Genomic DNA, 26,339 nt, shown 5'->3' on the forward strand with positions numbered 1-26,339 from the left:
CACATCGACACTTCGGATCAGCCACTTCCCGGACCCGCGAAACCGACGCTACAACCGAGCCCACCCTCCCGGAAGCCCGCAGCCAAGCAATCCCTCAAACGAGCCGGTTGACAACAGAGGGGAGCCGGAGTGACGCACCACAGACCGCTAGCGCTCGCACCGGCAGCGCGCAGGCTCAGGCCGGAGGCAAGCCACTCCCCGATCTGGCAACGATCGGCCCGATGAACCTGATCACTCGATGCCACGCCCGACCGGCCCTTGCGGCCACACCATGAATCGGCCTTGCGCTTTGACCCCCATCGGTCAAGTGTCGACCTACGGACCTGCCATCAAGTCTCGGTTCCCCGAAGTCTCGGCCGCTGACCTGCAAGGTCGTACCCGATCAATCCTGCGAAAGCCGCAGCGACCGCCGCTGAAGTGTTCAGTTTCTGTCGAGTTGGCGGCTGACAGGACATCGAATCCCGCCGCCATAACCCTCTGACTTGCAGAAATAAGTGGAGCTGAGGGGACTCGAACCCCTGACCCCCTCCATGCCATGGAGGTGCGCTACCAGCTGCGCCACAGCCCCGTGCCGAACGGCTTCGTAAGCTTAGCCGACGGCCGGGTGAACCTCATAATCCGACCCACCCGTGGCGATCGGCCCTCCGAAGCGGCCCGATCGACCTCCGAGAGGGTACCAGGTCACCCCTCTTCGATCACCACCGGGCTGGGCAGCGTGCCGGCGTTGTGCTCGACGAGGATCCAGCCGTCGTCGCCCTCGCGGAGCATGGACCACGAGCAGTTGGACAGCCCGCCGACGTTGGTGAAGCGGTGCAGCGGCATGCCGATGAGCGCCGCGATGCCCAGCCGGGCAGCGCCGCCGTGGGAGGTGAGTACGGCGAGGCCGTTCTCGGGCAGCCCGGCGGCGGCGTCGGTGACGGCGGCGAACATCCGCTCGGCGACCTCCTGGCGGGTCTCGCCGCCGCCGACCCGCAGCAGCGGGTCGCCGCCACGCCAGGCCTTGAACTCGTCGGGCCAGCGGGCAGCGATCTCGGCCGTCGTGCAGCCCTGCCACTCGCCGGCGTAGGTCTCGCGCAGCCGCGGGTCGAGCTGGACGTCCAGGCCGACCAGCGTCGCCAGCGCGGCCGTGGTGTCCTGGGCACGCCGCAGGTCCGACGACACCAGGATGTCCGGCGCGAGGGCGGCCAGCCGGGCGGCGGCCTCCCGCGCCTGCTCGCGGCCAAGGTCGTCGAGGTCGACGTCGGTCTGGCCCTGGAACCGCCCAGCGGCGTTCCACTCCGTCCGGCCGTGCCGCCAGAGCACGACGCGGCGGCTCACTCCCCGTCTCCGGAGCGCGGGCCCCGGCCGGCGTTCACCTCGGCGGGCAGCTCGATGGTCGGGCAGTCCTTCCACAGCCGCTCGAGGGCGTAGAACACCCGCTCCTCGGCATGCTGCACGTGGACGACGATCTCGAGGTAGTCGAGCAGCACCCAGCGCCCCTCCCGCTCGCCCTCGCGGCTGGCGGGGCGGGCGCCGAGGTTGCGCAGTTTCTCCTCGACGGAGTCGACGACGGAGCGCACCTGGCGGTCGTTGGAGGCCGAGCACACCAGGAACACGTCGGTGATCGCCATCCGCTCGGACACGTCGAAGGCGACGATGTCGTCGGCCAGCTTGTCGGACGCGGCCTCCGCGGCGGCGACCGCCAGCTGGATCGCGCGATCGGTTGCGGTCAAGCGGCGTTCCTCTCCTCGTGGGACCGGAGCATGACCGGTCCAGCGTCTCATGCCTCGATGTAGAGGCCGCGTTTGTTGATGTACTGGACGATGCCGTCGGGCACCAGGTACCAGATCGGCTCGCCGCCCACGACCCGGTGGCGGCACTCGCTGGACGAGATGGCAAGTGCGGGCACCTCGACCAGCGTCACCTTGCCCTCGGGCAGTCCGACGGCGGAGAGGTCGTGCCCGGGCCGGGTGCAGCCGACGAAGTGGGCCAGCTCGAACAGCTCATCGTGGTCGCGCCAGGACAGGATCTGCTCCAGCGCGTCAGCGCCGGTGATGAAGAACAGCTCGGTGTCCTCGCCGTAGTGTGCGCGGAGGTCGCGGAGCGTGTCGACGGTGTACGTGGGGCCACCGCGGTCGATGTCGACCCGGCTGACGGAGAACACCGGGTTCGACGCGGTGGCGATGACCGTCATCAGGTAACGGTCCTCGGCCGGCGTGACGTCGCGGTCGCTCTTCTGCCAGGGCTCGCCCGTGGGCACGAAGACCACCTCGTCGAGGTGGAACCAGTGCTGCACCTCGCTGGCGGCCACGAGGTGCCCGTGATGGATGGGGTCGAACGTCCCACCCATGACGCCGAGCCGCTTCGGTTTGCTCACCGACGACACCGTAATGCCTGACGCCAGCTCAGGCGTGCGGACGCCCCTTGCCGAAGCTCAGCACGATCAGCAGTAGCACGACGAGAATGCCGAACGCGGAGAGGCCCCAGCCCCAGGCCGGGAACCCATGGGACGAGGAGTGCGCCTCCTCGGCCAACAGCACGACGGTGTCCATGGTGCGCAAGCCTACCGTCAGCCCCTCACGTGACCGTCACCGGTGACGACGTACGTCGTCGTGGTGAGCTCCGGCAGCCCCATCGGGCCCCTGGCGTGCAGCTTCTGCGTCGAGATGCCGATCTCGGCGCCGAACCCGAGCTGCTCGCCGTCGGTGAACCGGGTGGAGGCGTTGACCATGACGGCGGCGGAGTCGGTGGTGGCCGCGAACCGGCGCGACGCCTCCAGCGACCGGGTGACGATGGCCTCGGTGTGCCCGCTCCCCCACCGCCGGATGTGCGCGACGGCGTCGTCGAGGGTGTCGACGACGGCGACGGCGAGGTCGAGCGAGAGGTACTCGGCGGCCCAGTCGTCGTCGGTGGCCGGCACGACGGCGTCGTCGTAGCCCTGGACCCGCTGGTCGCCGTGGACGGTGACCCCGGCGTCGCGCAGCGCGGCCAGCGCCGACGGCAGGAACTCGGCGGCGACGCCGGCGTGCACGAGCAGCGTCTCGGCGGCGTTGCACACGCTGGGCCGCTGCGTCTTCGCGTTGAGCAGGATCTCCAGCGCCATGGCGAGGTCGGCGTCGGCGTCGACGTACACGTGGCAATTGCCGACGCCGGTCTCGATGACGGGGACGGTGGACTCCTCGACCACGCTGCGGATCAGCCCGGCGCCGCCACGCGGGATGAGCACGTCGACCAGGCCGCGTGCCCGCATGAGCTCCTTCGCCTGGTCGTGCCCGCCCTGGACCAGCTGGACGGCGGCACCCGGCAGCCCGGCGGACTCGACGGCCGCTGCCAGCACGCCGACGATCGCCTCGTTGGACGCCGCGGCGCTCGACGACCCCTTGAGCAGGACGGCGTTGCCGCTCTTCAGCGCCAGTCCGGCGGCGTCGGCGGTGACGTTGGGCCGAGCCTCGTAGATGATGCCGACGACGCCCAGCGGCACCCGGCGCTGGGTGACCTGCAGGCCGTTGGGGAGCGTGTAGCCGCGGACGACCTCGCCGACGGGGTCGGGCAGGCCGGCTACCTGCCGGAGCCCGCTCGCCATGCCGGCGATGCGCGACTCGTCCAGCCGCAGGCGATCGATCATGGCGTCGGCGGTGCCGGCTTCGCGGGCCCGCTCGACGTCGGCGGCGTTGCGCTCGATGATCGCAGCGGCGTTCGCCACCAGCGCGTCGGCCATGGTGTGCAGGGCGGCGTCCTTCTCGGCGCGGGTGCGGACGGCCAGCTCGGCGGCGGCCGTGCGGGCCGCGCGGCCCAGGTCGGCGAGGGTTGTGCTCACCCGGTCAGTCTAATTGCCCGCCGGCGCTCGCAGTCCGTCGAGCAGCCGGTCGCGGACGGCGGCGACGGCTCGCCGTCCGGCGACCGGCGGGCGGTAGGCGAGGAAGAGCATGTTCAGCGGCGTGGTCGCGGCCGTCTGCCACGGCCCGCGGCCGCCCTGGCCGACGCGCTGGTCGAGCGCGGCGTCGCCGAGCAGGACGTGAAGATCGCGTCCTGACCCGGCGGGCGCGGTCAGCGCTCACCGAGCCGGTCCGGCCGCACGGTCATGCGATGAGTGAGCGCTTGGTGTCGCCAGGGCAACACCAGACGCTCACCCATCGAGGTGACGGTCCTTGTAGGGCCGGCCGAGCAGCACGAGGTCGTCGCGGTGGACGACCTCGCGCTCGTATTCCGGCCCGAGCTCGCGGGCGAGGTCCTTGGTCGAGCGGCCGAGCAGCGCCGGCAGCTCCGCGGCGTCGTAGTTGACCACGCCGCGGGCCACCATGCGGCCGGTCTCGTCCAGCAGATCGACCGGGTCGCCGGCGGTGAACGTCCCGGCGACGGCGGTGATGCCGGCCGGCAATAGCGACGCGCCGCGTTCGACGACGGCCCGCACGGCGCCGGCGTCGAGGGTCAGGCTGCCGCGGCCGTCGGTGGCGTGCTCCAGCCAGAGCAGCCGGGTGGCGCGGCGCGCGGCCCGGCGGTGGAACCAGGTGCCGACGGGGTCGCCGGCCAGCATCGCGGACACCTCGGGCGCCGACGCCAGCACGACGTCGATGCCGGAGCCGGTCGCGATGGAGGCCGCCTCGACCTTCGTCACCATGCCGCCGCTGCCCAGTCCGGACCGGCCGGCCGAGCCGATGTCGATGCCGTCGAGGTCGGCCAGGCTGTGCACGTCGCTGAGTCGCGTGGCGCCGGGCTTGTGCGGGTTGCCGTCGTAGAGGCCGTCGACGTCGGAGAGCAGCACCAGCAGGTCGGCATGGACCAGCTGGGCGACCAGCGCGGCCAGCCGGTCGTTGTCGCCGAACCGGATCTCGTGGGTGGCGACGGTGTCGTTCTCGTTGACGACCGGCACGACGCCGAGCTGCAGCAGCTGGTGCAGCGTCCGGTAGGCGTTGCGGTAGTGCGAGCGGCGGGTGACGTCGTCGACCGTCAGCAGCACCTGGCCCACCCGCAGGCCGTGACCTGCGAACGCGGCCGTGTAGGTGGCCATCAGCAGGCCCTGGCCGACGCTGGCGGCCGCCTGCTGGCGGGCGAGGTCGCGCGGCCGGGTGGCCAAGCCCAGCGGCGCCAGCCCGGCCGCGATGGCGCCGGACGACACCAGCACCACCTCGCGCCCCGACGCACGCGCCTTCGCCAGCGCGTCGACCACGGAGGCGACCCGGGCGTCGTCGATGCCGCCGTGCGCCGTGGTCAGCGACGACGACCCGACCTTGACGACCACCCGCTGCGCGGTAGCGACGGCGCCGCGGGTGCTGCCCGTGCCGGTCACGGTGTCCTCCTCGTCAGCTCAGGCGGGAGTCGGTGCCTCGGGGCCCGAGGTGCTCGCCGCCGGCACTGACACTGGGCTCCCAGTCGAACACGACGGCGTCCTCGCCGCCGATGACCACCTCGTCGCCGGCCTGGGCGCCGGCCGCGATGAGCGCCTCCTCGACGCCGAGCCGCGCCAGCCGGTCGGCGAGATAGCCGACCGCCTCGTCGTTGGTGAAGTCGGTCTGCCGGATCCACCGCTCCGGCTTCACGCCGCGGATGCGGTAGCGCTCGCCCTCGTCGGTGACGGTGAAGCCGGAGTCGTCGACGGCGGCCGGGCGCAGCACCAGGCGGGTCGGCTCCGGAGGGGGCGCGGCGGCCCGGGCGGCGGCGACCAGCGATCCCATGGCGTACGTCAGCTCGCGCAGGCCCTCGTGGGTGGCCGCGGAGACCGGGAAGACCTCCCAGCCGCGCGCCTCGATCTCGGGGCGGACCAGGTCGGCCAGCTCGCGTCCCTCGGGCACGTCGATCTTGTTCAGCGCGACCATGCGCGGCCGCTTCTCCAGCCCGCCGTGCTTCTCGAGCTCCGCCTCGATGACGTCGATGTCGCTGAGCGGGTCGCGGCCGGGCTCCATGGTGGCGAGGTCGACGACGTGCACCAGCGCCTTGCAGCGCTCGACGTGGCGCAGGAACGCGTGGCCGAGGCCGCGGCCCTCGCTGGCGCCCTCGATCAGCCCGGGGACGTCGGCGACGGTGTAGCGGACGTCGCCGGCCTCGACAACGCCGAGGTTCGGGGTCAGCGTGGTGAACGGGTAGTCGGCGATCTTCGGCCGCGCCGCGGAGATGGCCGCGATGAGGCTGGACTTGCCGGCGCTCGGGAAACCGACCAGCCCGATGTCGGCGACGCTCTTCAGCTCGAGCACGACGTCCTTGGTCTCGCCCGGCTCACCGAGCAGCGCGAAGCCGGGTGCCCGGCGGCGCTTGCTGGCCAGCGCGGCGTTGCCCAGCCCGCCGTGGCCGCCCTGGGCCGCGACGTAGCGGGTGCCGGCGCCGACGAGGTCGACCAGCACCTCGCCGTCGCGGGTGCTGACGACGGTGCCGTCGGGAACCTTCAGCTCGATGTCCTCGCCGTTGGCGCCGTCGCGGTGGCTGCCCTCGCCCTGGGCGCCGTTCTTCGCCCGGCGGTGCGGCGAGCGGTGGTACTCCAGCAGCGTGGTGGTGTTGGGGTCGACGACGAGCACGATGTCGCCGCCGCGCCCGCCGTTGCCGCCGTCGGGACCGCCCAGCGGCTTGAACTTCTCGCGGTGGACCGACACGCAGCCGTGCCCGCCGTCACCCGCCGCCAGGTGCAGGACGACGCGGTCCACGAACGACGGAATGGCCATGGTATGCAAATTCCTCAGAAAAAGGGCGGGCCGGTCGAGTGACCGGCCCGCCCTGATGAGTCAGGTGTGTTGCTCGTGTGGAGCGGGGGTCACTCCCCCGCCGGCACGACGATGTTGACGACCTTGCGGCCACGCTTGACGCCGAACTCGACGGCGCCGGCGGACGTGGCGAACAGGGTGTCGTCCTTGCCGCGGCCGACGTTGTCGCCCGGGTGGAAGTGGGTGCCGCGCTGGCGGACGATGATCTCGCCGGCGCTGACGACCTGGCCGCCGAAGCGCTTCACGCCGAGCCGCTGAGCGTTGGAGTCGCGCCCGTTCTTGCTGGACGAGGCGCCCTTCTTGTGAGCCATCTCGAGGTACCTGCCTACTTCGTCTCGATGCCGGTGACCTTGACCTGGGTGTACTTCTGGCGGTGCCCCTGGCGCCGCCGGTACCCGGTCTTGTTCTTGTACCGGAGGATGTGGATCTTCGGGCCCTTGGTGGCGCCGACGACCTCGGCCGTGACGGACACGCCCGCCAGCTTGCTGGCGTCGGTGGTCACGGTCTCGCCGTCGACGAGCAGGACCGCCGGCAGCGTGACGGTGGCGCCGACCTCGGCGTTGTCGAGCCGATCGACGTCGATGACGTCTCCGACGGAGACCTTTCTCTGGTTGCCGCCGCTGCGGACGATCGCGTACACCGCGGACTCACTCTCTCACTCGGGCTTCGGGCGCGCATGCCGACGCTCGTGGAGCGGGCACGCGGGTATGGGCGCGAAGAGCGCCGACGCCCTAGGGTACGGAATTGGTCAGGGTCGGGTCAAACTCAGGGGACGGGACTGCCGGCCGGACGCTCGGCCCGGCGCCGGGTGCGGCGTGGACGGACCGGCTCGGTCGTCGGCTCGTCGGCCGGCGGCGGCGTCGCCGCCGGCTGGCCGGTAGCGGCGGCTTCGACCTGCGCCGGGCCGGTCATCAGCGTCTCCGCGGGCGGCGGAGGCGGCGGTGGCGGTGGCGTGGCCGACGACGTGGCGCCGGACTCGCTCGTGCTCGCCGCGTCGGTGTCACCGGTGGCGGCGGCCGGCTCGGCCGCCGTCGTGGCACTGCCCGCGGCGCGCACGGCCCGCCGGCGTCGGCCAGTGGGGGCCGGCTGCTCGGCCGCCGTCGCGGCGGCGCCGCTCTCGGTCGTGGAGGCGTCCGCCTCGGTCGTAGCGTCGGCTTCGGACACCGCGGCGGGCTCGTCCGGCTGCTGGCCGCCGATCCCGTTGCCGTTGGCGCCGACCGGCATGAGGTCGGCCGGCGAGGCCTCGCCGGGGCTGGCCAGCGCCTCGAGCTTCGGCGTCAGCCCCTCGACCGGCTGCGGCGACGGCGCCGGCTCGGCCTTGCGGCGCCGGCCGCGCCGCTCCGAGCGGCTGGACCGGCCCTCGTCTGACCCGGACGAGCCGCCGGAGGAGCCGTTGCCGGACTCGACCGGGTGGGTGTGGAGGAGCAGGCCTCGGCCCTTGCAGTGCGGGCACGGCTCGCTGAACGCCTCGAGCAGGCCGGTGCCGATGCGCTTGCGGGTCATCTGCACCAGGCCCAGCGACGTGACCTCGGCGACCTGGTGCTTCGTGCGGTCGCGGCCGAGGCACTCGACCAGCCGCCGCAGCACGAGGTCGCGGTTGGCCTCGAGCACCATGTCGATGAAGTCGATGACGATGATGCCGCCGATGTCGCGCAGCCGCAGCTGGCGCACGATCTCTTCGGCCGCCTCGAGGTTGTTCTTGGTGACGGTCTCCTCGAGGTTGCCGCCGGAACCGGTGAACTTGCCGGTGTTGACGTCGACGACGGTCATCGCCTCGGTGCGGTCGATGACCAGCGAGCCGCCGCTGGGCAGCCAGACCTTGCGGTCCATGGCCTTGGCGATCTGCTCGTCGATGCGGTACGCCGCGAAGACGTCGTCGGTGCCGGTCCACTTCTCGACGCGGTCGCGCAGCGAGCCGGCCACGCTGGAGACGTACTCCTCGATGGTGTCCCAGGCGCTGTTGCCGGAGACCACCAGCTTGGTGAAGTCCTCGTTGAACAGATCGCGGACCACCTTGATGGCGAGGTCGGGCTCGCCGTGCAGCAGCTGCGGGGCGTTGCCGCTGGACGCCTTCTTCTGCAGGGCCTCCCACTCGTCCTTCAGCCGCGCGACGTCGTTGGTCAGCTCCTCCTCCGAGGCGCCCTCGGCGGCGGTGCGGACGATGACGCCGGCGTCCTCGGGGACGACCTGCTTGAGGATCTTCTTCAGCCGGGTGCGCTCGGTATCGGGCAGCTTGCGGCTGATGCCGTTCATCGACCCGCCGGGGACGTAGACGACGTACCGGCCGGGCAGGCTCACCTGGCTGGTCAGCCGGGCGCCCTTGTGGCCGATCGGGTCCTTCGTGACCTGCACGAGCACCGGCTGGCCGGACTTGAGGACGTCCTCGATGCGCTTCGGGCCGTCGGACTTGCCCAGGCCGCTCCAGTCGACCTCGCCGGCGTAGAGGACGGCGTTGCGGCCGCGGCCGATGTCGACGAACGCCGCCTCCATGGCTGGCAGCACGTTCTGCACCCGGCCGAGGTAGACGTTGCCGATCAGCGACTGCTGCGAGGTGCGGCTGACGTAGTGCTCGACCAGCACATCGTCCTCGAGCACGGCGATCTGGGTGAGGTCGCCGGACTGCCGGACCGCCATGACGCGGTCGACGGCCTCGCGGCGGGCCAGGAACTCGGCCTCGGACAGGATCGGCGGACGGCGCCGTCCGGCCTCGCGGCCCTCGCGGCGGCGCTGCTTCTTCGCCTCGAGACGAGTCGAGCCCTTGACCGAGGTGACCTCGTCGTCGAGCTCGCGGCCGTCGCGGACCCGCACGACGGTGTTCGGCGGGTCGTCCGGACGGGGCTCGTCGCCGTCGTCGTTGCGGCGGCGACGGCGCCGGCGACGACGGCGGGTGCCGCCCTCGTCGGTGTCGGCCTGGTCGTCGTCGGACTCGCCCTGGGCGTCGTCGGCGCCGTCGTCGCCGTGGTCGTCGGACTCGGACCGGCCGTGCTCGTCGTCGGAGTCGTCGTCGCCGGAGTCGGCGCTGTCGTCGGAGCGACGGCGGCGGCCACGGCCACCGCGGCGGCGGCGCCGGCGGCGGGTGCCGTCGCCCTCGCCGTCGCCGTCGTCGTCGGAGTCATCGGCGGCGGCGGTGGTCTCGAGCTCCTCCTCGGTCTCTTCGACCTCGACCTCGGGCTCCGGCTCGGGCTCGGGCTTCGCACGCCGGCGGCCGCGGGCCGGCTGCGCGGCCTCGGGGTCGGGCGCGGCGAACAGCGGTGCGGCGGAGAACGTCGGAGGCTGGAACAGGACGGCGGAGGCGCGCGCCTCGGTGGCCTCGCTCTCGGTGCCGGACGGCGCGAACGCCGGGTGCGGGTCGGCGAGAGCGGCGGCGGAGGTCTCGTCCTCGGCGTCCGCGGTCTGGGCGTCGGCCACGGCCGGCAGCGGCTCAGGGGCGGGCTGGGCAGCCTTGCGCGACCGGGAGCGCTTGCGCGGCGCGGGCGCCTCCTCGATCACGGGCGCCTCCTCGGCGGCCGGCGCGTCGGCGACGGATGCGGCCACGGCGACCTCGGCCTCAGCGACCGCGGCCTCGGCGACCGGGTCCTCGACCGCGAGCAGCCCGGCGCCCGCCTCGGTGGCGGCCGCCTTGCGGGCGGCGGCCTTCTTCGCCGGCGCCTTCTTGGCGGTCTTCTTCGCGGCCGTCTTCTTGGCCGAGGCCTTCTTCGCCGTCTTCTTGGCCGGTGCGGCCGGCGCGTCGTCGCCGGTCACCGGCTCGCCGGCGTCGTGCAGCGTGGGTTCGGCGACCGGCGGGCCCGCGGCCCGGCTGGCGGCACGTCGGCGGCGCGGCTGCGCCGGCTCGGTGCCGGTCGCGTCGGCCGGGGCCGGCGCTGGCGAGGTGGTATCTCCGGGCGAACCGGGTGTCTCTTCCTGCATGTGGTGCACTCCTGTCGGCCCAGTGGATGGGGCGCCGCGCCTCGCTCGGCGCGCTGCTGCCCATCTGCCGGGTCACTGCATCGGGCCACCTGGAGCGCCCTGACACGGCCGCTACAGGTGGAAAGCCTGTGATCGGCGACGTCCACCGGACCTGTGCGTCGTCAGGCCTTGCTCAGCGCCCGCCGCGGCGGCGCACCCTGGTCGGGGCGCCTCGCGGCTGGGCCGCTTGGCGGGCCCAGCGTGCCGAGCGTCTCCGCGGCGACCACGGTCGACCACACGGGACGTCGGCGAGGACATCGTCGGACCGAGCGGCGTGTACCGCCCGACCAGTTCCGAGTATCGCACATGTCCGCCCGGAAACCGTGACCGCGACCGCCCGGGACACCTCGGGTCACCGCCGAAGGCAGCGCATCGCCGCAGCTCAGCGCCGACGCCTTACCATGTGCCGTAGATCACGTCGCACCATGTCACGGGTCGTGCCGTCCGGGCGCGTCGGCGAGCGGATCGGCCAGCACGCCGGCGTCGTCGTCCCACACCCCCTGGGCCAGCCGGACGGCGCGCGGCGGCTGCGGCGGGGTGAACCCGGCGACGATGCGCAGCCCGGCCAGCACCTCGTCGGGCCGCACCGTCGGCGACTGGTGCCGGATCACCGCCCGCAACGTGACTGGGTCGGCGGCGGTGTCGGCGGTCAGCCGCAGCACGGCGGCCCGCGGGTCCAGCTGCCGGACGCCGTTCTTCGTCAGCCGCTCGACCGGCACGGAGGCGGCCGTCAGGAACGCCGTCACGGCCGCCGCGGCCTGCTCGGGGACCGCGCCGGGCAGCTGGATCGCCCAGCTCGACGCCTGCAGCCGGTCGGCCAGCGCGCCGGGACCGGCCTCGACCACCTCGACGATGTCCAGGCCCGGCGGCAGCGCGGAGTCGAGCGCGGCCCGCACTTGCTCGGGATCGCACACCCGGGTGACCGCCAGCTCGAGATACTCGGCCTCACTGGCCGCACCCGTGGGCGCGGCGCCGGCGTAGGACACCCGCGGGTGCGGCGTGAACCCCTGCGACCAGGCCATCGGCACGTCGGCGCGGCGCAGCGCCCGCTCGAACGCGCGCTGGAAGTCGCGGTGGCTGGTGAACCGCAGCCGGCCGCGCTTGGCGAACCGGACGCGGAGCCGCTGGACGGCGGGGAGCTGCTGGTGCGGCGCGGTGCTCAGGGTGTGTCCTCTCGGGCGGTGCGGGCCGGCCGAATCGCCGGTCGATCACCCATTGTCACGCGCGGGCGGCAAGCGTACGTTCGGGCCCAGTCAATCGCTGTGGGGGGCAGAACGATGACCGAACTTCGCGACGACGCGACGTACGACCGGCTCCGCTCGCTGCTGGCCGGTGACCTCTTGGCTCCGGAGTCCCCGGGCTACAACGACGCGCGGACCATCTTCAACGCGATGATCGACCGCCGCCCGGGCCTGATCGTCCAATGCGCCGGCCGGGCTGACGTGGCCCTGGCCGTGGCGTTCGCCCGCGAACGCGGCCTGGAGCTGGCGGTCCGCGGCGGCGGGCACAGCGTGTCCGGACAGGCGCTCACCGACGGCGGGCTCGTGATCGACCTGCGCCGGATGAGCGAGGTGAGCGTCGACCCGGCCGCCCGGACCGCCACCGTCGGCGGCGGCGCCACCATGGCCGACCTCGACCGCGCCTGCCGGTCGCACGGCCTGGCCACCACCGGCGGCCGCGTGTCGACCACCGGCGTCGGCGGGTTCGTGCTCGGCGGCGGGACCGGCTGGCTCGACCGGTTGTTCGGGCTGGCCTGCGACAACCTCGTCGACGCCGAAGTGGTGACGGCCGGCGGCGAGATCGTCCGCGCCGCCGAGGACAGCCATCCGGACCTGTTCTGGGCGCTGCACGGCGGCGGTGGCAACTTCGGCGTCGTCACGTCGATGACGCTGCGGCTGCACCCGCTCGAGGAGTCCACCCTCGGGTTCCTGCTCTGGCCGCCCGCACGCGGGCCCGAGATCGTGCGAATCTTCCGCGACGTGATCCAGGCCGGCCCGGACACCCTCGGCGGCGGCGCGATCTACCTGACCGGCCCCGAGGGCGAGGACTTCGTGCCCGCGGACCTGGTCGGCCGGCTGGCGCTGGCGGTCGTGCTGGTACACGCCGGGAGCGAGCGGTCGCTGCGCGAACTGGCGGCGCCGTTGTTCGACGCCGCGCCCGCGGGCGCCATGGTTGCCGAGCTGCCCTACGACGAGCTGCAGGCCGCCCTGGACGATCCGCCCGGTTACCGCAACTACTGGTCAGCCGAGCACCTGGAGTCGCTGCCCGACGAGGCCGTCGACGCGTTCTGCTCCCAGGCCGAGGCCATGATCGTGCCCTCGGCGTCGCAGCACGTGCTCTTCAGCATGGGCGGCGCCATCGCGCGAGGGCCCCGCGACTACCCGATCCCATGGCGGCACGCCGGCTGGGTTGTACACCCGTTCGGGTTGTGGACCGACCCGGCCGACGACGATCGCGGCATCGCGTGGGCACACGAGGTCTGCGCCGCCGTCCGGCCGTGGAGCACCGGCGCCGTCTACCTCAACTTCATCGGCGACGAAGGACACAGCCGGGTCGTGTCCGGATTCGGCGCCGAGGGTTACGCCCGGCTGGCCGCCGTCAAGGCGCGCTACGACCCCACGAACCTGTTCCGGCGCAACCACAACGTCGCCCCCGCCTGACGCTCAGACGCCGCGCAGTTCGCCCTCGAGAACGGTGCGCGCCCGGCCCGCCAGCTCGATGCGGTCGCCGCGCATCGTCACCGCGACGGTACCGCCACGCGCGGACAGTTGCGCACCGGTCAGCGGGGCGCCGTCGGGCCGGTCCAGCTCCTTCGCCCAGTACGGCCCGAGCACGCAGTGGGCCGACCCCGTCACCGGGTCCTCCGGGATCCCCTGCGACGGCGCGAAGAACCGCGACACGAAGTCGTACGGTGCGCCGCCGTCGGCCCTGGCGGTGACGATGACGCCGCGGGCCTCGACCGCCGCCAGCGCCAGGAGGTCGGGCGTGAGGCCACGCACCGCCGCCTCGGAGTCGACGACGGCGACGACGTCGAACCGGCTCCGGCCGGTCCACACCGGCGTGACGCCGAGCGCCGCGGCCAGGCCGTCCGGCGCCGGAGCGGCCTGCGCCGGGAGCGCCGGGAAGTCCATGCCGACCGCGCCGGACCGGTCCCGGGTGACGGTGAGGACGCCGCTGCGGGTGCTGAACCGGATCGGGCCGGCTTCGCCGCGCTCGAACAGCACGTGCGACGTGGCCAGCGTCGCGTGGCCGCACAGGTCGACCTCGACCTCCGGCGTGAACCAGCGCAGCCGGTAGTCGACCGCCGGGGTGGCCCGGGCCGCCTCGTCGCCCTCGACCGGCTCGACGAACGCGGTCTCGGAGTGCTTCAGCTCGGCCGCGACCGACTGCATCCACTCGTCGGTCACCGGACGGTCCAGCAGGCAGACGCCGGCGGGGTTGCCGCCGAAGGGGCGATCGGTGAACGCGTCGACGACGAGGATCCGCACGGTCCCAGCGTACGAGCCCGCCATCACCGGATCACCACCAATCCCACTGGTCCGGTATGACCGGGTTGAATACTGTGATCCTGGTTTCGCTTCGCCGGTCAGGCGACGGTGAGCGGCAGCAGCTTGCGGCCGGTCGGGCCCGTCTGGATCTCGGTGCCCATGGACGGGCACACGCCGCAGTCGAAGCAGGGCGTCCAGCGGCAGTCGTCCAACTCGACCTCGTCGAGGGCGTCCTGCCAGTCGTCCCACAGCCAGTCGCGGTCCAGGCCGCTGTCGAGGTGGTCCCAGGGCAGCACCTCGTCGCGGTCGCGCTCGCGGGTGGTGTACCAGGCGAGGTCGACGGGCTCATCGGCCAGCGCCCGCTCGGTGCCGGCCACCCAGCGGTCGTAGGAGAAGTACTCGCCCCAGCCGTCGAACCGGCCGCCGTCTTCCCAGACCGCGCGGATGACCCGCCCGACCCGGCGGTCGCCGCGGGACAGCAGCCCTTCCACCATGCTCGGCTTGCCCTCGTGGTAGCGCAGCCCGATCGACTTGCCGTAGGTGCGGTCGGACTTCACCTTCTCGCGCAGCTTGCGCAGCCGGGCGTCGACGACCTCGTGGCCGGCCTGCCCGGCCCACTGGAACGGGGTGTGCGGCTTGGGCACGAACCCGCCGATGGACACCGTGCACCGGATGTCGCCGCGCCCGGACGCCTTCCGGCCGGCCTCGATGACCCGCTTCGCGAGGTCGGCGATGGCCAGCACGTCGTCGTCGGTCTCGGTGGGCAGGCCGCACATGAAGTACAGCTTCACCTGCCGCCAGCCGCTGCTGTAGGCGGTGCTGACGGTGCGGATGAGGTCGTCCTCGCTGACCATCTTGTTGATGACGCGGCGCATCCGCTCGGTGCCGCCCTCGGGCGCGAAGGTCAGCCCGGACCGGCGGCCGTTGCGGGACAGCTCGTCGGCCAGGGTGACGTTGAACGCGTCGACCCGGGTGGACGGCAGCGACAGGGACGTGTTGGTGCCCTCGTACTGGTCGGCCAGCCCTTTCGCGATCTCACCGATCTCGGAGTGATCGGCGCTGGACAGCGACAGCAGTCCCACCTCGGTGAAGCCGGAGTTCTTCACACCCTCGGCGACCATGGCGCCGATGGTCTCGATGGAGCGCTCGCGCACCGGCCGGGTGATCATGCCCGCCTGGCAGAACCGGCAGCCGCGGGTGCAGCCGCGGAAGATCTCGACGCTGTACCGCTCGTGGACGGTCTCGGCCAGCGGCACCAGCGGCTTGCGCGGGTACGGCCACTGGTCGAGGTCCATGACGGTGTGCTTGCGGACGGTCGCGGGCACGCCCGGCCGGTTGGGCACGACCGCCGCGATGGCGCCGTCGGGCCGGTAGCTGACGTCGTAGAACTTCGGAACATAGACTCCGCCGCCGGCCGCGAGCCGCAGCAGCAGCTCGTCGCGGCCGCCGGGACACCCCTCGGCCTTCCACTCGCGCACCACCTCGGTGATGGCCAGCACGATCTCCTCACCGTCGCCCAGCACGGCGGCGTCGAGGAAGTCGGCGACCGGCTCCGGGTTGAACGCCGAGTGCCCGCCGGCGATGACGACGGGATGGTCGTCGCCGCGGTCGGCGGCCAGCAGCGGCAGGCCGGCGAGGTCGAGCGCCGTCAGCAGGTTGGTGTAGCCGAGCTCGGTGGCGAACGAGACGCCGAGCAGGTCGAACGCGGCGACCGGCCGGTGCGCGTCGACGGTGAACTGGCCGATGCCGTGCTCGCGCATGAGCCGCTCGAGGTCCGGCCAGACAGCGTAGGTGCGCTCGGCCAGCACGCCGTCCTGCTCGTTGAGCAGCTCGTAGAGGATCTGGACGCCCTGGTTGGGCAGGCCGACCTCGTAGGCGTCGGGGTACATCAGCGCCCACCGCACCTGGGCGGCGTCCCAGTCCTTCACCGTCGCCCCGAGCTCCCCACCGACGTACTGGATGGGCTTGGCCACCCTCGCCAGCAACGGCTCGAGCTGGTCGAACAGGGAATCGACGGGCATGGACGTCCTACTCACGGGTGGTCTATTTGGCGGTCACGGGTATGGTAACCACCACGAAAGAACCGGGTCTCGGGCACGACCGGACATCCAGGCGTCTGCAATGAAAGGCAGCAGGTATGACCGACTCCGCCCACGTCGTCCCGGATGCCTTCCAGACGCCGTCGTTCGAGACCCGGCCGCTGGAGGTCCAGCCCGACATCATCGCCCGGCCGCCGACCATCCCGCCGCCCGACCCCGGCACCAGCAGCCGCGAGGAGCTCGAGATGGCGCTGCAGCGGGCCCAGCTGGTCGCCGAGGACTGCGAGTCGCTGTTCGCCGCCGCGCAGCGGGCCATGGAGGACGGCGCCTGGGTGAGCCGCCTCGCCGACGAGTTCTCCAACGGCCTCACGGTTCACGCGCGGCTGGCCGGCTCTGTCGCCGGGAGCTGCGTCGAGACCATCCAGACCGCGCTCGACGCCCGCGGCGACGAGCTGCTGGAGGTGCGGCCGCAGTGACGAAGACAGGCGACAGCCTCGCCCCCGAGCCCGGCAAGGTCGGCGGCGCCGACACCGACAAGCTGGCCGGCGGGTCGATCGAAAAGGAGTACGTCGACCACACCGCCATCGACTACTCCTCCTACGACGACGGTGGTGGTGGCGGCTACGGCGGCGGCGGTGGTGGCGGTGGCGGCTCCGAGGACGTCGCGGACGAACCCACCCACGACGCGGCCGAGGACCCGTCCGCCGACGACCCGGCGGCCGAGCCGGAGGCCGAGGCCCCCGACGACCCGCTCTACGCCGACAGCGACGACGACGGCGACGACACCCCCGTCACCGACGACTTCGGCGACACCGAGCACCCCACCAAGCCCGGCGACCCAGAGGTCGACGAGCCGGTGCTCGAGCAGCCCGAGCAGCCGCAGCCGCCGAACACCACGGTCTCCATCGACGTCGAGGCGATGACCCGGCTGGTCGCGGCCATGGAGCGGGCCGGCGAGCAGATCGTGTCGCTGCAGGACGAGATGCGCACCATCCTGTCCGGCGTGCACCTCGACACCTCCGACACGGCGCGATTCGACCAGGTCGCGGACTGGATCCAGGAGGTGCTGCCCGGCCTGCGGCGCCGCCTGGCCATGGCGCAGGACCTGCTCGGCGAGGGCGGCGGCGGCACGCAGCCGACCGAGCACCGCCCGCTGCCGCGCCCGTACGTCGGCGACGAGTCGCAGATCAGCACCAAGCCGGTGCAAGAGTCCTACGACGCCGCCCGCACCACCGCCCACCGCTTCGGCGTCCCCGGCGACCACGAGACGACGCGCGAGCTGGTCGCCGACCTCCGGGCCAACCGGCACGACCCGTACTACGCGCGCGAGCTGGTCCACACCACGGATCCCGAGACGCTGGTGCGGGCCGTCGTCCACGCCGGCGACGACGAACTGGCGCAGCTCACCGCCGCGACGGTGGCCACGGCCGCCCGCGGCACCGGCGAGCTGGCGCCGCCAGCCGGTTACGAGGAGCAGTGGGCGGCGCTGCGCGAGAGCGACGACCCCGCCGTGGCGGCCGCCGCCGAGCAGCTGCGCCCGGCCTGAACACACGTCAGCCGGGTTCCGGGGGTGTCGGACCAGGCGTTCTCCCGCTTCACCAGCCAGATGCATCTGGTGAACCGGGACACGCCTACTTCACCTGATCATTTCCGGCGCTTCTGCTGTTTCCGTGGGTCGGCGGGTCAGGGTTCACCGGGTGTGCGGTTCGCCGGTTTTCGTGGCGTTCGTCCTCCCCCTGCTGCCCCATTCTCTTGCCGCGAACGGCCAGCGATCAGGGGACGGGGCGAGTCTGGGCACACCTCGAGGTGCCGTGGCGTGCACCTGCCGCCTGTGGGCAGCCGTGATCATCAAGGATCGCCTACATCACCAGGATGTCTGCAGCCTCACCACGATCGCAGGCGTAGTGAGGCTCCAGAAAACGTCGTGACGTGCCCCAGATCACGGCGAGATCTCACCACGTGGACGCAGTGGAGAACCGGCGACGCCTCGCCCGTCGCCAACACCCGTCCCGTCCCCTTGTTAGCGCCAAGGGCCGCGGAGGCGCGGGTACGCGGCCAAGACCATCGGGCAGCAGGAGATGGGGCGGTGTGGCGACGGGCCGGGCGCCCCGGTCGGCGACGCGGCGCGAGCGGTGGGGCCGCCGGATTCCATGATCAACGCAACGGTGTGAGGTTGCTGTCGTCGGTTGGGGCCATCACCACGATCACCCCAGCGTCGACACGATTGCAGGCGTAGTACGACACGAAATTCCGTGGTGAACGTGATCATCTAGGCGCCGGACGAGGCCAGGCGCGCACGTCAGCGCGAGGGCGGTGTGCCCTGTAGCGTCCACTCCTCGGGGATCTCCAGGGTCTGGCCGACCTGTTGGGCGATGGCCGCGGCGTCCGCCTCGCCGTCGCGGCTCTCGGCCGGGGCCGCGATGCGCACCTCGACGAGGTAGTCGCCGCGCGACAGCCGCGCCTGAGCGGTGTCGCCGTCGGTGAACGTGTAGCCGAGGCCCCGGTCGTCGGGGAGCTGGTGGTATGTCTCGGCGTCGGCCAGGCCGTCCTCGAATCCGGTGCGCGCGCTGCCCATCATGTAGTCGACCAGCACGCTCAGCGCGACGTCGCTGCCGCCGTCGACGGTGACCCGGCACCCGGCGCTGGTCAGCACGCCCTGGGTGTCGCGCGTGACCTGGCCGCCCTCGGCGCTGACCTCGCCGCCCAGCGCCAGCGCGGCGCTCTCGGCGGGCAGGAAGTCGCACAGCAGCTCGCCGCCGGGCGCCGTCGCCGGGATCGTGCTCGTGTCCACGGGGGTGTCTCCTTCGTCGTCGTCTCCGCAGCCCGCGACCGCCAGCACGGCGGCCACCAGCACGGCGGCGGTCTTCAGCAATCTCACTTGGCCAGCTCCGCGCCGGCGTTCAGGTGCTCGTCGAACGGCGGGTACACGTTGGTGTTGAGGAACGAGTCCATCGGGAAGCGGTCGCGCAGCCACGTGTTGTACGCCTCGCTCTCGAAGTCGAACTCGGGCGGGTTGCTGCCCGGCTTGATGGCCTCTGGCGGCGGCGCGCCGTACCGGTCGCCGCCCTGGTTGGCGGCGTCGATGTACTCCTGGTCGAAGTAGCCGCTGGCCAGCATCTGGTTGAGGATCATGCGTTCGAGGTCCTCTTTCTCGCTGGCCGACAGCTCCGAGAAGTCGCCGCTTGCGGTGCCCTCGACGTTGCCCATGGCGTCCTCGATCTGGCTGGTGACCTGCTCGAACGCGAACTTGCCCCACTCGCTGGCCGGTTCCAGCCCGGGCAGCGACGTGAGCGCGCCGAAGACCTGCGAGCGCATCTCGGCCTGCTTCTGCGCCAGTTCCTCCTCGCTCAGCGCGCCGCGGTAGGCGCCGTTGAGGACCCAGCCGAGCGTCGCGGCCATCTCGTTGGTGGCCGTCGTGAGCTCCGGCACGTTCTGCCCGAGCAGCATCGCCACCGGCGCCGGCGGCGGCGTGCCGTCGTCGAGCGCGTCGTCGAGCGCCTGGGACATGCGCCACTGGGAGGCCGCGCCGACGCCGGCGAGCACGGTGTTGAGGTGCTCGTCCTGGCCGTCCTTGCCGAACGTGCCGAGGATCTGCTGGATCAGCGCCGGGTTCATCGCCGCACCGTACGGCGCGCCGTCGCCGAGCAGCTCGGTCTCGGGACCGACCGTCCAGCCGTTGTTCAGCGCGCCGTCTGCCTGCCCGGTGCGGGCGACCCGCATGAGGTCCGGCGCGTAGGAGGCCAGCATGTCGGCCATCGGGCCGCGCAGGCCGTTCCACATCTGCCAGCCCTCGCTGCCGCCGATGCCCAAGAAGCCGCCGGACGCGTCGTCACCGGTGATGTCGCCGACGAGCGTGAAGGTCTGCGAGGCGATCTGGGCGGAGATCTCGCCGGTGTACTCGCCGTTGCGGAACGTGGTGGTGGCGGCCTCGAGGGCGAGGCCGAGGTTGCCGCCGTTGCTCGCGTCGGTGTCGTAGTTCCAGCTGCGCTCGTGCAGGAAGTACTGCAGCCGGGAGTTGATCTGCATCTTGGTGCCCTCGATGTCGACCTCCTCGGTACCGCCCTCGGAGAAGAAGTCCTGGGCGGCCAGCGGGTTGTTCGAAAGAGCGAGCATGTAGGTGGCCATGACGTCGATGACGGGGTCGCCGTTGGCGTCGAGGACGGGGTCCATGTGGTTGCTCTTGGGACCCCAGACGGCGCCGTCCTCGCCCTCGTTCTCGTAGGCGTAGAGGTCGTCGCCGACCTCGTTGAGGAACGGCCGGGAGTACACACCCTGCGACATGAGCAGCGCCAGGTACTGGGACTGGTTCTCCATCGCCTCGCCGCCCTGCTCGTGCACCGGCGCGGTGATGGCGTCGGACCACTGGTCGGCGTACTCCGCGGGCATCGCGAGGTCGCCGGTGTTGCGCGTCGCGGTGCCGAAGACCGTGCCCAGTCCGGTGATGAGGTCGCGCCGGCTCTCGTTGGTGGCGAAGTTCTGGTCCCCCCGCGCCTCACCCAGCGCGTCGTAGGTGTCGAGCAGCGACGCCACCTGTTCCGGGGACAGGTTCTGCGCCAGCCCGGCGGCGAAGTACGGGTCGTTCGCGTTGGCGAGGATCTCGTCGATGACCTCCTGCGGGATGTCGCCGTGCGAGTCGATGAGCGCCTGCGCGGCGTCCTCTCCGTTCTGCTGTGCTTCCTCGGGCGAGACCGTGGAGATGGAGGTCTCCTCGAGCTCCACGCTGCCCGCCGGCCACTCGGGATTGGAGTTCTCGAGCGACTCGGCCAGCGACAGCCGCCGGCGTACGCCGGGCAGCTCGGTGTCGGCCCAGTCGATGGCGGCCTGCACCTGGGTGCCGAGGTCGTGATCGATGTCGAACCGGTTGAGGGCGTTCGTGAGGCCTTGCTTCGCCTCGGTCAGGCGTTCCTTGCCGTACTCGACGCCGGTGACGAGGTTGCGGAACTCCTCGACGATGATCTGAGCCTTGGCCAATGGTCAAACTCCTGACGCGTGCACGGTTGCGAGGTCATCCGGCCCAGTGGGCGCGGGCATCGTCGGCCGGAACCTTGTCCGGCTCGCTGTCGTACCTGTTCTCCAGCGCCGTGCCCGCGCTACCGCCGGCGTCGCCCGCCGTGCGGTGGTGTTCCCCGAGCGCCGTCGAGAACGCGTCGGCGGTGCTGCTCGTCCACGCCTCGGCCTCGAGGGCGTCCTGCACCTGGTAGAAGGCGAAGCCGCAGATGCTCGCGTGTCCCCGGAGAACCGGCAACTCGTCATAGAGCGCCAGCTTGTATTGGTTGTCGACTTCTTCGCTCACCCTCGTTCGCTCACCTTCGTGCTCAGGTGCCCGCTGGTCGTTCGGGACTGACGTCAGACCTCGCGGTCGGCTGCCATCCCATTCATTGCTTCTCCACCGTCGTCTCCGGCACCTGCACCAGCTGCCACTGCCCCGCCGCGGAGAACAGGCCGCGGCCCGGCGGCATGCCCCCGGTCAGCGACCGCGGCAGCTTGATGCCGAAGTGGTCGCCGTCGGCCGGCGCGCCCGGCGACAGGAGCACACCGGAACGCGACTTCTTCAGCACCGCGGCGGGGCCGCGATAGCTGCTGCCGAGGTCGTCGGTCGTGCCGGCGGCGACGATGACGCTGCCGGTGTCGCGCAGCTTCGGCAGGTGCTTCGTCAGCAGGTCGACCATCCAGCCGTCGACCCCCATCAGCTCCATGTCGTCGACGACGACCGCGCTCGGCCGGCCGCCCTTCTCCGGCACCATGGAGTCGTAAAGCTTGGTGGTCGCGTCCTTGTCAGCCTCGAGGTCGATGACGGCCTCGACCCCGGAGCGGCCGGCCAGGGCGTTCAGCGGACTGCGCCGCGGCGTGATGACCAGCAGCTTCCAGTCGCGCTCCAGCATCGATCGGGCCATCGTGAGCAGCGTGGTGCTGCGTCCGGACCGGCGCGGGCCGAGGACGAGGATGCCAGGGCCGTGGTCGATGGCGTCGAGGACGCGCAGCGTGAGGGTGTCGCCACCGACCGCCACGGGCAGCTCCGTCGGCGCCAGCGGCCGCTCGGCGAGCGCCAGCGCGTCGGTGTAGCTGATGCGCGCCGGCAGCTGGTCGACCCGGAACGGCAGGAACCGGCGCGGCACGTCGGCGTGCCGCTCCTTGGCCTCGCGGGCGATCTGCTGCAGCGCGGACACCTGCGCGGTGCCCTCGACGTCGTCGGTGAGCAGCGCGATCTGGGTCTCACGCAGGCCCTCGGCGCGGAAGCCGCGGCCGGGCGGCATGTGCTCGGGCACCTTCTTCGGGTTCATGCCGATGTTGCCGAAGTCGCCGTTGTCGGTCATGCGCAGCATCATCTTGTCCTCGACCAGTGCCGAGACGCGGCCAACGAGCGCCGTCCGGTCGGCCGTCATGACGACCTTGACGCCGACGCCCGGGCCCTCCTGGAGGATCTGCATCCACTGATCGATGAGCCGGCCGCTGTCGAAGTTCTCGAACGACTGGACGAAGCCCTCCCACCGGTCGAACAGCACCAGCAGGTACGGCAGCCGGGCGTCCGGCGCCGCGGCCGCCCGCTGCTCGCTGAGGTCGGAGAAGCCCTGCTCGGCCAGGATCTGCTGTCGCCGGCCGATCTCGGCGCGGATGCGGGCCGACAGCGCCGAGAGCCGCTCGGGCTGGTCGCGGCTGACGACGGCGCCGGTGTGCGGCAGCCCGACCATCGGCAGCAGCGCGTTGTTGCCGCAGTCGACGCCGTAGAGGTGGACGTCGCGGGGCGACAAGGCGCGGCCGACCAGGCCGGCGACAGCGCGCAGGGCAGTGGACCGCCCGCTGCGCGGCGCGCCGATGATGCCCAGGTGCCCGCCGCCGGAGAGGTCGTAGGACGCCACCGAGCGGCGCTGCTCACGGGGGACGTCGACGACGCCGAAGGGGAGCCGGATCGCGCGGCCGGTCTCGATGACGGCCTCGGCGTCGGTCAGCACCTGGTCGAGCGTGACGACGTCCTCGAGCGGCGGCAGCCACGGCGGTGGCGGCGCGGCGATGCCGGACCGCTGCGACGCCTCGTTGATGGCCGTGACCAGGCTCTCGAGGTCAGTGGGGATGGTCACGTCCTCGTCCTTGTCGCCGTCGTCGGCCTTCTTCGGCGCCCGGCCGAGACTGTCCCACTCGAGCTGGCGCAGGTCGACGGTGACCTGGGCGTCGGGCGCGTGCGGCCGGCCACCGACGCGGGAGGACTGGAACGCGACCAGCGACGCCGCGCCGAGCCTGGCGTAGGCGCGGCCCGGGGTGGACTTGGAGATCTCCGCCGCGTCCTTCGCCTCGATGACGTCCTGGCTGTCGTTGCCGTCGGTGACCCGCAGCGCGATCCGCAGGTTGGTGTTGGATTTGATCTCGGAACTGACGACGCCGGCCGGCCGCTGGGTGGCCAGCAGCAGGTGCACACCGAGCGAGCGGCCGCGGCGGGCGATGTCGACGAGGCCCTTGACGAAGTCGGGCAGCTCGGTGACCAGCGCGGCGAACTCGTCGATGATGATCAACAGCCGCGGCATCGGGTCGTCGCCGGGCCCCTTGGCGGCGAGGTAGTCCTCGATGTCCTTCTTCCCCGCCTTCGCCAGCTGGTGCTCGCGGCGGTGCAGCTCGGCGGCGAGGCTGTCCAGGGCCCGGGTGGTGAGGTGGCCGTCGAGGTCGGTGACCATGCCGACGGTGTGGGCGAGGTTGTTGCAGTCCTTGAACGCCGCCCCGCCCTTGTAGTCGACCAGCACGAACGTCATCTCGTCGGGCCGGTTGGCCACCGACAGCGAGGCGATGAGCGTCTGGAGCAGCTCGGACTTGCCGGAACCGGTGGTGCCGGCCACCAGGCCGTGCGGGCCGTCTGCCTTGATGTCGACCGAGAACGGGCCGTCCATGCCCTCGCCGATGACCGCCCTGGTGGTGCGCCCGATGCTGGCCCACCAGCCCTGGATGGCCTCAGCGGTCGGCGGGTCGAGCTTGAGCACGTCGAGCAACCGGCTCGACGACGGGAGCGACGACGAGAGGTCCTCGGAGCTGACGTCCTTGACCGGCGCCAGGGCACGGCCGAGCCGCTCGCACCACTCCGCGGACACGACGTCGAGCCGGATGCCCTCGACCGTCGGCTGGCCGGTCTGGCGCACCGTGGCGGTGCCGAACTCGCCGATCGACACGACGACGCGGCACTCCTCGGGCAGGAGCCGCTCGTCGGCGTCGAGGCAGAGGAAGGTCAGCCCCAGGCGCGGCCCCTCGCGCAGCAGCGTGATGAGACCGGGTAGCAGCCGGATCCGCCGGGCGCCGTCGAGCAGCACGAGGATCGGCGGGAACGTGATCTCGCGCTTCGCCAGCATGCCGCCGCCGCGGTCGTTGAGGACGGCCTTGCGCCGCTCCATGATCGACATCAGCTCGGCCACCCGGCGGCCGGTGGTCTCCTCGTCTGCGCCGATGCCCGCGATGACGTCGGAGTCCTCGCCGCGGCGCACGTGCGGCAGCCAGCGCATCCAGTTCCAGGCCGCGCCGCCGTCGGAGTCGGAGAGCACCACTATGTCGACGTCGGCGGGGCTGTGCAGCGTCGCGACCTGGGCGGCCATCCAGCCGGCCACACGCCGGCGGATGTCGTCGCGCCCGGCCACGCCGGTGACGCCGGCCTGTTCGAGCGGCACGCCGACCGGGACGTCGGGCGCCGTCCAGTGCAGCACGCGCTCGTGCTCTTCGCGCGCGGGGTCGGTCATGGAGACCTCGCTGGGCACGTCCGCGGTGCCGACCCGCACCTGCATGAAGTCGGGATCGGTGCGCCGCCGCTCCCAGAGCCGGGACCTCGGGCCGGTGGCGAACAGCAACAGCGTGGCGGGGTCGGGGAGGTCGCGCCGGCGGGCCGACCGCTCCGTCACCAGCCCGGTGTAGGCCTGGCTCTCGATGTTGCGGATGCGGTCGACGTAGGTCCTCATCTCGTCGTGGTACCGCGTCTGCTGCTGGGTCTTCGTGCTGCGGTAGCGCGAGATCATCATGATCGGCGTGATGATCATGATCATCAGGCTGAACGGCGAGCGGGTGAAGTAGAACATCGCCCCGCCCATGATCGCCGGCGCCAGCGAGATGGCCCACGGCATGGGCTCCTTGTCGGGCTTGCGCGGCTCGGTGGGCAGCCGGAACTCCGTCTGCCGTGGCGGCGGCAGCAGCCGGGGCGGTCGGTTGTAGTCAAGCGTGACGCCGCCCGGACTGGGCGACAGCGAGGCGTCCGGATCGGCCGGCAGCGCCAGCTCGAGCACGACGTCGCCGACCACCAGCGCGCCGCCCGGCGGCCAGGTGACTGGGCCGTCCACCGGCACGCGGTCGAGGTGCAGGAACGGCCGGTCGGCCTCGGGGTCGACGGTGAGGTTGGGGTGCTTGAGCCGGGCCAGCTCCTCCATGCGCTTCTTGAACCGGCGCCGGCGCCGGCGCCGCCTCTTCTCGGGCGGTGGCTCCTCGTCCTTCGGCACCACGATGGGACCCTCCAGCAGCCGTTCCCGGACCGGCGGCGGGACCAGCACGCCGACCAGCGACGGGTCGGGTGTCAGCGTGACGGTGCCGTCGACGGCGACGTCGAGGCGGGCGGCCACGGGCGGGGTGTCCTCGCCGTACAGGTGGACGGCGGACCCGGCCCGGCTGCCGATCTCGTGGCTGCCGGGCGAGAGGTAATCGACGTGACCGGAGCCCGGACCGGACACGGTGCGCACCTGGACCACGCCGGTGCGCTCGCCGAACACGTCGGGCAGCGGCAAGCCGACGCCCACCAGGGCACCGTTGCGCAGCGACGACTCCGCGACCCGCGTGGCAGGGTCGAGCGGGGTGCCGCCGAGATAGAGGGTGGGCGGCGGGTCGGCCGCCGCCGTGGCGTCGTCGAGGACGCTCTCGCCCACGACGCCCAGGTGGCGGCCGGCGGTGCGGACGACGTGCGGCTCGGGCGCCGGGCGCACCCGGGCAGCGAGCTGCCGGGCGATGTCGGCGATGGTGGCCTCGTCCTCACAGTCGATGGCGAGGTCGACGACATCGCCGTCGCCCGATGCGGTGGCGCTCAGCAACAGCCGCACGTAACCGTCCCGTTTCCGCGTTCAGCGTGATGGCATACTCACGAACTATCGTACTCGTGCGCAAGTGTCGCGCTTTACAGCGCTTCGGACTACCCGGCCGAACCGGGCCGTTGAATGGGTGGCCCAAATCCATTCAATGGAAGTGGGCCACCC

The 26,339-nt window shown here is 72.2% G+C and carries 20 protein-coding genes and 1 tRNA gene; 3 read left to right on the forward strand and 18 right to left on the reverse strand.

Features of this window, described 5'->3' with window-relative positions; translation table 11 throughout:
- Positions 1-495 precede the first annotated feature (495 nt).
- From E1262_RS12950 to E1262_RS13000, 12 genes are all read right to left on the reverse strand, one after another.
- Positions 496-568, reverse strand: a tRNA-Ala gene (locus E1262_RS12950).
- Positions 569-681: 113 nt separating this feature from the next.
- Positions 682-1,317 (reverse strand): histidine phosphatase family protein, encoded by a 636-nt coding sequence (locus E1262_RS12955; RefSeq protein ID WP_203453821.1) that lies wholly within the window; start codon positions 1,315-1,317, stop codon positions 682-684.
- Positions 1,314-1,712 carry a ribosome silencing factor gene (gene rsfS, locus E1262_RS12960; protein ID WP_132103558.1) on the reverse strand — a complete coding sequence of 133 codons (399 nt, stop codon included), beginning with the start codon at positions 1,710-1,712 and terminating at the stop codon, positions 1,314-1,316. Before rsfS ends, E1262_RS12955 begins: the two co-directional genes overlap by 4 nt.
- Positions 1,713-1,759: 47 nt before the next feature.
- Positions 1,760-2,356 (reverse strand): nicotinate-nucleotide adenylyltransferase, encoded by a 597-nt coding sequence (gene nadD / locus E1262_RS12965; RefSeq protein WP_238992918.1) that lies wholly within the window; start codon positions 2,354-2,356, stop codon positions 1,760-1,762.
- Between the two features lie 28 nt (positions 2,357-2,384).
- Positions 2,385-2,531 (reverse strand): hypothetical protein, encoded by a 147-nt coding sequence (locus E1262_RS30890; protein WP_203453822.1) that lies wholly within the window; start codon positions 2,529-2,531, stop codon positions 2,385-2,387.
- Between the two features lie 17 nt (positions 2,532-2,548).
- Positions 2,549-3,796, reverse strand: a complete 1,248-nt coding sequence (locus E1262_RS12970) for a glutamate-5-semialdehyde dehydrogenase (protein ID WP_132103559.1) — start codon at positions 3,794-3,796, stop codon at positions 2,549-2,551.
- A gap of 309 nt (positions 3,797-4,105) precedes the next feature.
- Positions 4,106-5,266 carry a glutamate 5-kinase gene (gene proB, locus E1262_RS12975; protein WP_132103560.1) on the reverse strand — a complete coding sequence of 387 codons (1,161 nt, stop codon included), beginning with the start codon at positions 5,264-5,266 and terminating at the stop codon, positions 4,106-4,108.
- A gap of 13 nt (positions 5,267-5,279) precedes the next feature.
- Complete coding sequence (obgE, locus tag E1262_RS12980) at positions 5,280-6,623, reverse strand: GTPase ObgE (RefSeq protein WP_132103659.1); 1,344 nt, start codon at positions 6,621-6,623, stop codon at positions 5,280-5,282.
- A gap of 95 nt (positions 6,624-6,718) precedes the next feature.
- Positions 6,719-6,979 carry a 50S ribosomal protein L27 gene (gene rpmA, locus E1262_RS12985; protein WP_132103561.1) on the reverse strand — a complete coding sequence of 87 codons (261 nt, stop codon included), beginning with the start codon at positions 6,977-6,979 and terminating at the stop codon, positions 6,719-6,721.
- Between the two features lie 14 nt (positions 6,980-6,993).
- Positions 6,994-7,308, reverse strand: coding sequence for a 50S ribosomal protein L21 (gene rplU, locus E1262_RS12990; RefSeq protein WP_132103562.1), 315 nt, complete (start codon positions 7,306-7,308; stop codon positions 6,994-6,996).
- A gap of 125 nt (positions 7,309-7,433) precedes the next feature.
- Positions 7,434-10,574 (reverse strand): Rne/Rng family ribonuclease, encoded by a 3,141-nt coding sequence (locus E1262_RS12995; protein WP_132103563.1) that lies wholly within the window; start codon positions 10,572-10,574, stop codon positions 7,434-7,436.
- 467 nt (positions 10,575-11,041) lie between these two features.
- A complete protein-coding gene (locus E1262_RS13000; protein WP_132103564.1) occupies positions 11,042-11,776 on the reverse strand; it encodes a TIGR03936 family radical SAM-associated protein in 735 nt (244 codons plus the stop codon).
- 114 nt (positions 11,777-11,890) lie between these two features.
- Here E1262_RS13000 and E1262_RS13005 point away from each other — a divergent pair, with 114 nt between their 5' ends.
- Positions 11,891-13,273 carry an FAD-binding oxidoreductase gene (locus E1262_RS13005; protein ID WP_132103565.1) on the forward strand — a complete coding sequence of 461 codons (1,383 nt, stop codon included), beginning with the start codon at positions 11,891-11,893 and terminating at the stop codon, positions 13,271-13,273.
- A 3-nt stretch (positions 13,274-13,276) separates the two neighbouring features.
- Here the strand turns inward: E1262_RS13005 and E1262_RS13010 are convergent, their stop codons facing one another.
- Complete coding sequence (locus tag E1262_RS13010) at positions 13,277-14,101, reverse strand: PhzF family phenazine biosynthesis protein (RefSeq protein ID WP_203453823.1); 825 nt, start codon at positions 14,099-14,101, stop codon at positions 13,277-13,279.
- Between the two features lie 98 nt (positions 14,102-14,199).
- Positions 14,200-16,122 carry a TIGR03960 family B12-binding radical SAM protein gene (locus tag E1262_RS13015; RefSeq protein ID WP_132103567.1) on the reverse strand — a complete coding sequence of 641 codons (1,923 nt, stop codon included), beginning with the start codon at positions 16,120-16,122 and terminating at the stop codon, positions 14,200-14,202.
- 116 nt (positions 16,123-16,238) lie between these two features.
- Here E1262_RS13015 and E1262_RS13020 point away from each other — a divergent pair, with 116 nt between their 5' ends.
- Both E1262_RS13020 and E1262_RS13025 read left to right on the forward strand, forming a co-directional pair.
- The gene (locus tag E1262_RS13020) at positions 16,239-16,616 is read left to right on the forward strand and encodes a hypothetical protein (RefSeq protein ID WP_132103568.1); all 378 of its coding nucleotides are present in this window, start codon (positions 16,239-16,241) and stop codon (positions 16,614-16,616) included.
- Entirely contained in the window at positions 16,613-17,686 is a 1,074-nt protein-coding gene (locus E1262_RS13025) for a hypothetical protein (protein ID WP_132103569.1), read from the forward strand. The genes E1262_RS13020 and E1262_RS13025 overlap by 4 nt, the downstream gene beginning before the upstream one ends.
- A 753-nt stretch (positions 17,687-18,439) precedes the next feature.
- Here the strand turns inward: E1262_RS13025 and E1262_RS13030 are convergent.
- From E1262_RS13030 to E1262_RS13045, 4 genes are all read right to left on the reverse strand, one after another.
- Positions 18,440-19,018 carry a hypothetical protein gene (locus tag E1262_RS13030; RefSeq protein ID WP_132103570.1) on the reverse strand — a complete coding sequence of 193 codons (579 nt, stop codon included), beginning with the start codon at positions 19,016-19,018 and terminating at the stop codon, positions 18,440-18,442.
- Positions 19,015-21,111 carry a DUF6571 family protein gene (locus E1262_RS13035; protein WP_132103571.1) on the reverse strand — a complete coding sequence of 699 codons (2,097 nt, stop codon included), beginning with the start codon at positions 21,109-21,111 and terminating at the stop codon, positions 19,015-19,017. The genes E1262_RS13030 and E1262_RS13035 overlap by 4 nt, the downstream gene beginning before the upstream one ends.
- Positions 21,112-21,145: 34 nt before the next feature.
- A complete protein-coding gene (locus E1262_RS13040; RefSeq protein WP_132103572.1) occupies positions 21,146-21,433 on the reverse strand; it encodes a hypothetical protein in 288 nt (95 codons plus the stop codon).
- An 82-nt stretch (positions 21,434-21,515) separates the two neighbouring features.
- Entirely contained in the window at positions 21,516-26,186 is a 4,671-nt protein-coding gene (locus E1262_RS13045; protein ID WP_132103573.1) for an FtsK/SpoIIIE domain-containing protein, read from the reverse strand.
- Positions 26,187-26,339 lie beyond the last annotated feature (153 nt).

Origin of the sequence: Jiangella aurantiaca (genome assembly GCF_004349105.1) — a bacterium.
Lineage (GTDB): Bacteria > Actinomycetota > Actinomycetes > Jiangellales > Jiangellaceae > Jiangella > Jiangella aurantiaca.